The organism is Erwinia sp. (assembly GCF_031978025.1).
Classification (GTDB): domain Bacteria; phylum Pseudomonadota; class Gammaproteobacteria; order Enterobacterales; family Enterobacteriaceae; genus Erwinia.
The window spans coordinates 1-9,741 of sequence record NZ_DALZCD010000161.1; the positions used below are offsets into that span (position 1 = coordinate 1).

A 9,741-nucleotide genomic window follows, 5' to 3' on the forward strand; every position below is an offset into this window, starting at 1 on the left:
CGGGATTTCCGCCTGCTTGCGGTTGCTGTCGGCCATTTTCCGGCCCCGTCCGGCAAAGAATGCCTCCATCTTTGCCAGCCATTCTTCCTGCATGACCAGCCCGACGCCTGCCGCTTTTGCCGCCGCGACCGCGCTCAAATCATCGCTGGTCGGCCCCAGGCCGCCGTTGACGATCAGCACGTCCGCGACCTTGCTGCGTTCGATGAGCACGCTGACCAGTTCTTCCATACTGTCGCCAACGGTCTGGCGGCTCGTCATGGGCAATCCCTGTTGAAACAATAACTCAGCCAGCCAGGCCGCATTGGTATCCACGATTTGCCCGTGCAGCACTTCATCGCCGGTGGACAGCATTTCCACTCTGATCATGTTTTTCTCCGAATTGTTCAGACCTGTTTAACTGTATGAAGCCTCGAAGGAAATTACAACGTCATTTCACCATCAATACGGCGAATAGCAGCAATAGCCACTGCCAGATTGCTGCCGATCGACCCGAGCGGCACTATATTCCCGACAATAGCCAACGACGATTAAAAAGGCCTTTTTGAAAGGTAAACACCCAGTTAATGAGGATGCGTGAAAATGACTAAAAAAGGACTGACGACCGCTGCAGGCGCGCCGGTTGCCCATAATAACAACGTAATGACGGCTGGCCGCCGCGGTCCGATGCTGTTGCAGGACGTCTGGTTCCTGGAGAAGCTGGCCCACTTCGATCGCGAAGTCATCCCGGAGCGTCGCATGCACGCCAAAGGCTCCGGGGCATACGGCACGTTTACCGTGACGCAGGATATTACCCGGTTCAGTCGGGCAAAGATTTTTTCAGCGGTGGGGAAAAAAACTGACCTTTTTATGCGTTTCTCGACCGTTGCCGGCGAGCGTGGCGGCGCAGATGCCGAGCGGGATATTCGTGGCTTTTCACTAAAATTTTATACTGAAGAAGGTAACTGGGATCTGGTCGGCAACAATACCCCGGTTTTCTACCTGCGCGATCCGCTGAAGTTCCCTGACCTGAACCACGTGGTGAAACGCGATCCGCGAACAAACCTGCGTAATCCGACCTACAAATGGGACTTTTTCTCGCAGCTGCCGGAGTCACTGCACCAGCTGACTATTGATTTCAGCGACCGCGGCCTGCCCGCTTCCTATCGTCATATTCACGGTTTTGGCAGCCATACCTATAGCTTCATCAACGATCGGCAGGAGCGCTTCTGGGTTAAATTCCATATGCGGAGTGAACAGGGCATTCAAAATCTGATGGATGATGAGGCCGCACAGCTGATTGGCCGCGATCGTGAAAGCTCGCAGCGCGATTTGTTTGACTCCATTGAACAGGGCAATTTTCCACGCTGGAAATTTTTCGTGCAGGTGATGCCGGAAGCCGAAGCCTCCTCCACGCCTTATAACCCGTTCGATCTGACAAAAGTCTGGCCGCACGCCGACTATCCTCTGATTGAAGTGGGCGAGTTTGAACTGAACCGCAATCCGGACAACTACTTTGCCGAAGTGGAACAGGTCGCCATGAGTCCGGCCAACGTGGTGCCCGGCATCGGCTTTTCGCCGGATCGGATGCTACAGGGCCGCCTGTTCTCTTATGGCGATGCACACCGCTATCGCCTGGGGGTTAACCATCATCAGATCCCGGTTAACGCGCCCAAGTGCCCTTTCCACAACTATCACCGTGATGGCGCAATGCGTGTGGACGGCAACAGCGGCAACGGGGCGACCTACGAACCTAACAGCTTTAGCGTGTTTCAGGAGCAGCCCGATTTCAGCGAACCGCCACTCTCGCTGGAAGGCGCAGCCGACCACTGGAATCATCGTGAAGATGAGGACTACTTTACCCAGCCGCGTGCGCTGTTTACCCTGCTGAGTGAGGAAGAGCATCAGCGTATGTTCCAGCGTATCGCCGGAGAACTGCGTCAGATCCCGGCATTTATCCAGCAGCGCCAGATCGCCCTGTTTTACCAGGTGCATCCGGCCTATGGTGCAGGCGTGGAACAGGCATTAAAAGAAGCTCAACAGGGCTAAAGACCGAATATTTCCGGCCCGGTTATCGTCAGTGGATAGCCGGTGCCGGAAATTTCCCAGCGTCGGTATCGGCCAACGCAAGAATTTTCCGCAATGGAAGACGGATGATATGGCTTCCCTTACCGGGACAGGCGATCGCGCGGGTAAACAGCCGCAGAGGCAGACCGAAACAAGGACAGGCCGTCTGCCGCACGATCGCGTGTTCGCTTAGCCTTTGTCGCTCGCGTTACTATATAAAGGCAGCTCTCCGCCAGACGTTGAGGTTGGCACTGGCGCTGGCATTGGCATTGGCATTGGCATTGGCATTGGCATTTTTCAGCAGCCTGATGTCTGTTTTCCCTGCTGTACAACCCACTCCGCCAGCTGCCGGCGGGAAGGTTTAATGCCGCCGCCGTTCAGCTCCGGCAGCCTGAACCAGCGTACCGGGCGCTGAAACCCGGCCAGTTTTTTTGCCGCCCAGGCCTGAAGCGGCGCGAAAGAAGCCGTCCCTTTAAGCGCCACCAGTGCAACCGGCCGGTGGCCATACTCCTCGTCAGGCTGCGGCACGATAAAAACCTGCTCTACCGTGTTGTGCTGCGCCAGCACCGCTTCCAGCTGCTCCGGCTGAATACCCTCGCCCGCCGAGAAAAACAGGTTATCCAGACGCCCGCTAATCACCAGATTGTTGCCCTGCTGAAAACCTCCATCACGCGTGTGGAACCAGCCTGCCTCATCGGCAAGCGGCCGTAGCGTCCCGTTCTGCCAGTAGCCACAGGCTAAAGCCGGGGACTGGATCGCTATCTCTCCTTTATTTAGCCCGATCCGGTGACCGGCCAGCGGCTCGCCCACGCCCGGTTTGCCATCCGCTCTTTTCGCCGCTACGGTCGAAGCGGTTTCCGTCATGCCGTAACCGCACCAGCAGGCAATGCCGCGCGCCTCAGCCTGCGCGGTCAACGCGGGCGGAATAGCCGCACCACCCAGCAGAACGGTGCGCAACCGCAGCGTCGGCTGCTGTAACAAACGCCAGAGCTGGGTAGGCACCAGCGAGGCAAACGTGGTTTCCGGGCCGCTTTCTTTTTCGCTCAGCACAAGCCTGGCGCCGCAGTAAAGCCAGCGCCAGAGGATCCCCTGGCCGGAAACGTGAAACAAAGGCAGCGACAGCAGCCAGCTATCGTCCGCCCCAAAGCCCAGCCTTGTCGTCACGCCATGCGCGCTGGCAAAATGTGCGTTAAAGGTGTGCGCCGCAGCTTTCGGTACGCCCGTAGAACCAGACGTCAGGGTCAGCGTGGCAATACTAGCCTGCTGCCAGCGAGCCGGGATTGGGCCGGTTTTATCAATCATCTTTAACGCGGGAAGCTTTGCTGGTGCTTCGCCATTCAGCGTCAGCGCATAGTCCACATTCAACGAAGGCAGTAGCGCTGCAACCTGCCAGGCAGGCAGCCGTGGATTGACCGGCACCAGGCGTGCACCGCAGCGCAGCAGTGCCAGCCAGGCGAGCACGGCCCGTTCGCTGTTGACCGCCTGCAGCACTACGCCGCTCCCATCCCCCACGCCCTGAGCGTGGAAGCCGGCCGCCAGCGCCTCGATTTGTTCTGCCAGCTGCGCCCAGCTGTAAACGCGCCGGTCAACCGTCAGCGCGAGCCGGGTCGGCGCAAGTTGCGCCCAGTATCGCCAGGGCCAACAGTCAATAATCACCATGTTACCGCCAGACTTTCGCAGGTAAGCAGCGGCAAAGGTGACCCTGGCCAGGGGCGCACCAGCTGCTGTTGCATCAGTGAAAGCGTATCCAGACCTGGCGCCACGCCCGGCGTCAGCCAGTGAGCTATCCGCGCCAGCTGCGTCAGCCCAAGGCTCGACTCAACCGACGAGCTAATCACCGCCTGCAGACCGGCCTCCCCGGCACGGGTTATTGTCTCGCAAACCGCCACCAGGCTGCCGACAAGCATCGGCTTGATCACAATGGTGCTGAGATGAGGTTCCGCAGCCGGAATGTAGCCCGGTATCCGACTGCTTTCGTCCCAGGCCAGCGCAATACCCGTTTCCTGCGCAAAAAGACGAGAATCCTGCTGCGTCCGGCACGGCTCTTCAATAAAAGCGATCCTCGCACGCAGAGACGCCGGCACAAAGCGTGCAAACTGTCGGGCTTTCTCCAGGCTCCACTGCTGGTTCGCATCCAGTCGCAGCATCAGCGTCGGTACGGCTTCCAGCAACAGCGAGGCGGTTATGCCGTCACGCGCCGCTTCATAAAGACCTACTTTCAGTTTGGCTACCGGCTGCGACAGCTGGCTTAACTGAGCTATAAGCTCGTCGGGATCGCCCGTACAAAGCATTGCGCCAGAATAGTTGCCCGTCGAAGGCAATACGCCAGCCAGTTCCGCCAGTGCGCAGCTCAGGCCAAATGCCACGGAAGGCGACAGATCTGGAGTATGATGCTGTAACGGCGACGACGACGAAAGCGATCCCGATAACCGGGGTGACAGCGATGACGCCAGCAAAGCGCGCCCCGTTTCCTCCCCCGTACGCCAGCGTTGTAACCAGCGTAGCGCTTCCGCCTGTGCCTGCGGCATGGTTTCCGCACTAAAGCCGGGCAGCGGCGCTATCTCACCCCAGCCTTCACGCCCCGCCTCTTCCAGCCTGACGAGCAGGCCCTGTCGCGATTTTACCTGCCGATCGCGGAGTACCACTCCTGCAGCCATTGGTATGTTGTAATTAAAAACAGTCACCTGACGCATCAGGGATTTCGCTTAAAGCGGCTGAAGTCAGGCTGCCGCTTCTGGTTAAAGGCATTGCGTCCTTCCTGTCCTTCTTCGGTCATGTAGAACAGCATCGTGGCGTTGCCCGCCAGCTCCTGCAATCCCGCCTGGCCATCGCAGTCGGCGTTCAGTGCAGCCTTCAGGCAGCGCAGCGCCATCGGGCTGTTCTGCAGCATCTCCCGACACCAGCGCACCGTTTCTTTTTCCAGCCCGGCCAGCGGCACGACCGTATTGACCAGCCCCATCGCCAGCGCCTGCTGCGCGCTGTACATCCGGCAAAGGAACCAAATCTCACGTGCCTTTTTCTGGCCGACAATGCGTGCCATATAAGCGGCTCCCCAGCCGCCGTCGAAAGAGCCTACTTTCGGGCCGGTCTGGCCAAACTGTGCATTATCTGCCGCTATCGTTAAGTCGCACAGCATATGCAGCACGTGCCCGCCTCCAACCGCGTAGCCTGCCACCATCGCGACTACCGGCTTGGGACAGGTACGGATCTGACGCTGAAAATCCAGCACGTTAAGGTGGTGCACACCCGCTTCGTCACGATAGCCACCGTAATCACCACGAATTTTCTGGTCGCCACCCGCGCAGAAAGCCTCGTCGCCCGATCCGGTAAGGATAATCACCCCGATCTGCTCATCGTGTCGCGCATCGCTCAGCGCGTGAAGCATTTCCTTAACGGTTTGCGGTCGGAAAGCGTTACGGACTTCAGGCCGGTTGATAGCGATCCTGGCGATGCCGTCCGCCGTTTTGTGGTAAAGGATATCGTTATAGTCGCCACTCGGCTGCCACTCTGCCGGTGCATAGAGCATCGCTTCATCAGGGTAAATCATCATCTCTCCTTTCCGGGGTTGAGTTTTTGCGCCAGAGCGGCAGCAAAAGCTTGTGGGCAGGCCCGATGCGCATTGTGGCCCGCCGCAGCCAGCGTGGTGAACGGCAGCGCGGCCCGGGCGACCAGCTGCTGGAATTTAAGATCGTGCTCGCCGCACAAATAGTGGAAACCGGACAGGCGCTGGATTTCCGGCAGTAGACAGGGCTGACGGGCGAGTGAGGTATTCAGCAGCATGGCGGCCAGCGCCTGAGGATCGTTATCGGCGCGCAGGGCAATCAGCTGTTTACGCTGTGCTTCATTCAGATCGGCGAATATCGGCTGGCGATACCATAAATCCAGCGTTTCCCGCAGCGGCTGACGACGGAACAGGCTGGCCCATTGTCGATCGTCAGCCAGCCGCTGCGACCGCTCGCCGGCCGATGCCAGGCCAAAATGCGCGCCTTCAACCACCACGCCCGCCAGCTCAGGGCCTGTACCGCGACAGGCATGATAAAGCGCCACACGACCGCCCAGCGAATAACCGATTAGCCAGTAGCGTTGAACGCGATGGTGATGCAAAGTGAGGTTCAGCCGCGCCGAAAGCTGCTCAAAGCTGCTGACCCGCTGCGCACGCGACCCGCCGTGACCGGGCAAATCAATGCTCAGCTGCGGCCAGTCGCTGAAAAAATCCTGTACCGGCTGCCACTCCCGGCCGCTGCCGAGAAAGCCGTGCAGCCAGACCAGCACCGGCTTAGCGCTCTGATGCCTGCCCTGCCAGCGCGCGTGTAGCCTCATTTTTCCCATCCTCCCGCCAGCCACTGCACGCCCGCCTCAACCTTCAACTCAATCAGCGTAGCGGCTGTGCTGCGCCAGCCCGCTTCGACAGCGACCCGCAGCGATGACCAGTCCGCTGGCTGATGGTAAGTCAGACCGAACATCGCGGCGGCGCTAGCGAAACTGGCCTGCTGCGGCAGAGTGAAGAAGCGCTCACGCTCTTTTTCTGGCGTTGGCAGCAGGGAAAAAATCTGCCCACCGCCGTTATTCACCACGATCAGCACCAGCGGCCCGGCGGTCAGCGCAAGGCTGTTGACGTCATACAGCGCCGAGAGGTCGCCCACAATCGCCAGCAACGGTCTGGCGCTGCCGCGCTGGATGCCGGTCGCCGTAGCGATTAGCCCGTCGATGCCGCTGGCGCCCCGGCTGGCATACACCGGGTAACCTGCAGGCAGGCGGGCAAAGGCGTTAGCTAACCTGATGGTCAGGCTGTTGCCCAGAAACAGCACGCCCTGCTCTGGCAACAGCTCCGCCAGCCGCTGCGCCAGCTGCGCTTCGCCAAACTCCCGCAGTTTTTCTGCCATTGCGGCGTGGGTTTCCAGCGCGAGCGCCTGCAAAGAGGGTAACCATGCGGGTTGAGAAACGGCCTTATGCGCGGCCAGCCACTCGCCAATGTCGGCCACGATGCGCTGGCTGCGATGGTGCGCGGGATCCAGATGGCCGGGCAGCGGATCGATAAGCCAGTAGGCTGCCGGCTCCGCTGTCGCCAGCCAGCTCGTCAGCCTTTTGCCGGTCAGTCGCGCGCCAAACTGGATAATGATGTCTGCGCGTTCGAGCGCCTGCCGTGCCTGCGGCTCCTGCAGCCAAAGTTCACTGCAGGGAAACGGCGCGCCGGTATGGGACTGGATATCCGCCAGCAGCGGCCAGCCCAATGTGTCTGCCCATTCAGCAAGCGCGACGCCCTGCTGCGCCGTGATTTTACCCGCGACAATTACCCCACGCTTTTGCCGCCAGCCCGGCCAACTGCCTGATACTGGCGTGGCGCGTTCTGCATGTATGCTCAGCCAGGGCGTTTTCTCACGCCACCATCCGCCCAGCGCATCATGCCAGGCCTGAAACGTTGACGACGCTTCACCATATAAAGGTTCGGCAAAAGGGACGTTGATATGCACGGCACCCGTAGGATGCTGCTGTAACAGCGCATCAATGGCGGCAACCAGCCAGCGAGCCGGAATATCCGCAGAAGGACGTGGAAGATTGAGCGCACCGCCTGCGTGGCTGGCGAATATACCAGGTTGGGTGATGGCCTGATTGGCCCCGCAGTCGATAAGCTCTGGCGGGCGATCGGCGCTCAGCACGATTAGCCGCTCGCCGGTAAGGCTGGCTTCTATAACGGCAGGCGCAAGATTGGCAACGGCCGTGCCGGACGTCACGACGATCGCGACCGGACGGCACGTCGCTTTGGCCAGGCCCAGCGCCAGATAACCGAGGCCGCGCTCGTCAAAGTGAGTATGGCAGATAAGGTGACCTGCGGCGGCCTCCAGCGTCAGCGGCGCGGATCGGGTACCGGGAGCAATAGAGATATGCTGCACGCCGTGACGAGTAAGGCCTTCCAGGATGACGGCGGCCCAGCGGCGGTTGAAGATACGGTGTGACATCGCCCACTCCAGATCAAACAAGCTGCGGGCAGTATAAGAGCGCCCTGGCGGGCTGATGTTGATTTAGGGCAGGATTAACGTCTTTTTCAGTTTTGCAGCCGGTCCGGCGAAAACAAAACGGGCACCCTGAGGGTGCCCGTTTTCACTGCCTTTGCCCAACGCTATCGCTTAGCGACGCGCCAGCAGCAGGCCAACAACGAGGCCCAGCGTAGCACCTACGCCAATGCCCTGCCACGGCTTCTCGTGAACGTATTCGTCAGCGCGGTTAGCAACTTGCTTAGCACGGTGGTAATAGTTATCAGAAGCGTTGCTGACGCGGGATTTAACCTCGTTCAGGGATTTTTCCGCTTTGGCTTTCAGCTCGGCATATTTCTGATCGGCCGGATCGCCAGATGATTTCAGCACTTCCTCCAGCGTTTCAGTCAGCAGAGCCAGATCGTCATCCAGGCGGGTGTCGATTTCTTGTACGTCAGTTGTCTTAGCCATAACATCTCCTTGTGCGAATAATAGCAGTAACTATAGACGCTTTTTGCCGCTTTGCTTGCTTATCCGCCCAGGAATCGACTGATAGTGGTCACCGCTAAATGCCTGCTTTTGTCAGATTTATCTGCTAAATTTTGCCTGACTGAATTTCTGACGCCACAAGCTGTCGTAACACCCTGTGACCCGCTCACAATTCAGCTAAAACAAGGCTTTTATAGCCGCAGGTCCAGCATAGTTTTTACAGTTCCGATCAGCAAAGGATATGACTCTGGCATGAATCGAAGAATGTTTATGAAGGCGTCAATGGCTTTCGCTACGGTAAGCGGGATGTCCGGTTTGTCGACGTTGTTTGCGCAGGCCGCCTGGGCCGACACCGACATCGCCGATGGTACGGCAAAGCGTTTTGATTTTGACGTGTTGCAAAAGATGGCTGCAAACCTCGCGCAGAAACCTTACGGTGGCGCGCCTGCGCCTCTGCCCGAGACGTTAGCTACGCTGACGCCGCAGGCCTATAACGAAATTCAGTACGATGCGAACCATTCACTGTGGAACGGCAATGCCGATCGCAAGCTGGACGTTCAGTTTTTCCATGTCGGCATGGGGTTCAAGCGCCGTCTGCGCATGTTCTCTGTAGATGCCGATCGGCAGGCGCGTGAAATTCACTTCCGCCCCGAGCTGTTTAACTATCACGACGCTAATGTCGATACCAAACAGCTGGAAGGTAAAACCGATTTAGGCTTCGCCGGTTTCCGCGCGTTTAAAAAACCCGAACTGGCCAGCCGCGATATCGTCTCCTTCCTGGGTGCCAGCTACTTCCGTGCGGTGGATGATACCTACCAGTATGGTCTTTCCGCTCGCGGCGTCGCTATCAATACCTTTGGCAGTAAAGAAGAGTTCCCGGATTTCACCGCCTTCTGGTTTGAAACGCCAAAAGCGGATGACACCACCTTCACCGTCTATACGTTACTGGATGGCGAAAGCTGCACCGGCGCATTTAAATTTGTGATTCACTGCGAAGACAATCGCGTGGTCATGGAGGTGGAAAATCACCTTTATGCCCGTAAAGATATTGACCAGTTGGGCATCGCACCCATGACGACCATGTTCAGCTGCGGCACCAATGAACGCCGCATGTGCGACACTATCCATCCGCAGATCCACGACTCCGATCGTCTGGCAATGTGGACCGGCAGCGGCGAGTGGATCTGCCGCCCGCTGAATAACCCACAGCGCCTGACGTTCAACGCCTATCAGGATG

9 protein-coding genes are annotated in these 9,741 nt (G+C 58.7%); 2 read left to right on the forward strand and 7 right to left on the reverse strand.

What is annotated here, in order from left to right:
- The coding region (locus RTK32_RS13550) for a molybdopterin-binding protein (protein WP_312044777.1) at positions 1 to 366 on the reverse strand (366 nt) is incomplete at its 3' end.
- A gap of 213 nt (positions 367 to 579) precedes the next feature.
- On the opposite strand from RTK32_RS13550, the gene RTK32_RS13555 reads away from it, so the two are divergent.
- Complete coding sequence (locus RTK32_RS13555; RefSeq protein WP_312044779.1) at positions 580 to 2,025, forward strand: catalase; 1,446 nt, start codon at positions 580 to 582, stop codon at positions 2,023 to 2,025.
- 315 nt (positions 2,026 to 2,340) lie between these two features.
- On the opposite strand, the gene menE is transcribed toward RTK32_RS13555, so the two are convergent.
- From menE to elaB, 6 genes are all read right to left on the reverse strand, one after another.
- On the reverse strand, positions 2,341 to 3,699 hold the full coding sequence (gene menE, locus RTK32_RS13560) for an o-succinylbenzoate--CoA ligase (RefSeq protein ID WP_409451096.1): 1,359 nt from the start codon (positions 3,697 to 3,699) through the stop codon (positions 2,341 to 2,343).
- Entirely contained in the window at positions 3,696 to 4,736 is a 1,041-nt protein-coding gene (gene menC / locus RTK32_RS13565) for an o-succinylbenzoate synthase (protein ID WP_312044782.1), read from the reverse strand. The genes menE and menC overlap by 4 nt, the downstream gene beginning before the upstream one ends.
- Positions 4,736 to 5,590, reverse strand: a complete 855-nt coding sequence (gene menB / locus RTK32_RS13570; protein ID WP_312044792.1) for a 1,4-dihydroxy-2-naphthoyl-CoA synthase — start codon at positions 5,588 to 5,590, stop codon at positions 4,736 to 4,738. Before menB ends, menC begins: the two co-directional genes overlap by 1 nt.
- Positions 5,590 to 6,363, reverse strand: coding sequence for a 2-succinyl-6-hydroxy-2,4-cyclohexadiene-1-carboxylate synthase (gene menH / locus RTK32_RS13575; protein ID WP_312044784.1), 774 nt, complete (start codon positions 6,361 to 6,363; stop codon positions 5,590 to 5,592). Before menH ends, menB begins: the two co-directional genes overlap by 1 nt.
- Positions 6,360 to 8,000 carry a 2-succinyl-5-enolpyruvyl-6-hydroxy-3-cyclohexene-1-carboxylic-acid synthase gene (gene menD / locus RTK32_RS13580; RefSeq protein WP_312044786.1) on the reverse strand — a complete coding sequence of 547 codons (1,641 nt, stop codon included), beginning with the start codon at positions 7,998 to 8,000 and terminating at the stop codon, positions 6,360 to 6,362. The genes menH and menD overlap by 4 nt, the downstream gene beginning before the upstream one ends.
- Before the next feature lie 168 nt (positions 8,001 to 8,168).
- Entirely contained in the window at positions 8,169 to 8,486 is a 318-nt protein-coding gene (gene elaB, locus RTK32_RS13585) for a stress response protein ElaB (protein WP_312044788.1), read from the reverse strand.
- 270 nt (positions 8,487 to 8,756) lie between these two features.
- Between elaB and RTK32_RS13590 the strand changes: the two genes are divergently transcribed.
- On the forward strand, positions 8,757 to 9,741 hold a 985-nt coding region (locus RTK32_RS13590; protein ID WP_312044790.1), incomplete at its 3' end, for a glucan biosynthesis protein.